Origin of the sequence: Pelagicoccus sp. SDUM812005 (assembly GCF_031127875.1) — a bacterium.
Classification (GTDB): Bacteria; Verrucomicrobiota; Verrucomicrobiia; order Opitutales; family Opitutaceae; genus Pelagicoccus.
In genome coordinates this window covers 1-304 of record NZ_JARXIA010000117.1, presented here as the reverse complement: position 1 = coordinate 304, position 304 = coordinate 1, and the positions used below count along the sequence as shown (strand labels likewise).

At 65.1% G+C, this 304-nt stretch carries 1 protein-coding gene; it reads right to left on the bottom strand.

What is annotated here, in order from left to right:
• Positions 1-304, bottom strand: a 304-nt coding sequence (locus tag QEH57_RS25065) for a transposase (protein WP_309009514.1), incomplete at both ends; no start/stop codon positions are given.

The following is a 304-nucleotide window of genomic DNA, read 5'->3' as shown; positions in this document are numbered from 1 at the left end:
GCCGCAGGTAGGTCGAGAGGTAGTCCCAGTGCGAGAGCGAGTAGTCGCAGGCCTTGGACAAGCCGCTTGACGGAAGGCCTCCGCGTCTCAGGATTTCCAATACGCGGCGGATGCGGGCGTGAGCGTTGGCGGACCTCTTGAGGCGAAGGGCCAAGGCTGCTTGCGCGTCGAGCCCGTTCTCGCGGATCTCCGTTTCGACCTCGTAGAGTTTGGCGACGAGCTTGAGGTAGACGGCGCACTCGCGCGGGAAGCGTTCCTTGACCTCGAAGAACTTGCGCCGGGCGTGCGCCCAGCAAGCGGCCAG